Source organism: Anoxybacillus sp. J5B_2022, assembly GCF_026847645.1.
GTDB lineage: Bacteria > Bacillota > Bacilli > Bacillales > Anoxybacillaceae > Anoxybacteroides.
The window spans coordinates 1-503 of sequence record NZ_JAPSMC010000179.1 but is presented as its reverse complement, the minus strand read 5'-3'; the positions used below and the strand labels follow the sequence as shown (position 1 = coordinate 503).

General features: G+C 41.0%; 1 pseudogene. It reads left to right on the top strand.

The features are described from left to right. Positions 1-362 (top strand): annotated as a pseudogene (locus tag M4I42_RS17100) (transposase); the annotation flags it as partial. Positions 363-503 lie beyond the last annotated feature (141 nt).

The following is a 503-nucleotide window of genomic DNA, read 5'->3' as shown; positions in this document are numbered from 1 at the left end:
ATTCAACAACGAATCGGGAAGGTTATCGGGAATATAAATCCAATCCATCTGTGTGCAAGACGTGTCCTTATCTAGAAAGATGCACAGAAAGCAAAAGCCATACAAAAGTGGTCACACGCCATGTTTGGCAAGATTACTATGAAGAAGCCGAGCATTTACGATATGTGCCGGAGCATTGGGAGTTGTATGAACGAAGAAAAGAGACAATCGAACGAAATTTTGCAGATTTGAAAGAGAAGCATGGTCTGCGCTGGACAAATTACCGTGGATTGGAAAGAAACCAGATGCAGGCGATGCTTGTTTGTGCTGCGATGAATTTAAAGAAATTAGCAAACTACCTATGGAGAATGGGCACCTCTCCTCTTTTTCACCTATGTATGTCGTTATTTTCGTCGGTTCATCAAGGGAAACAACTATCAAAATGGAACAAAATGGTTGTAAAACAACTGTCTTACAACCATTTTGTCAACAGTCTGAAACGAGCAACGGATAGTTGCTCGTTT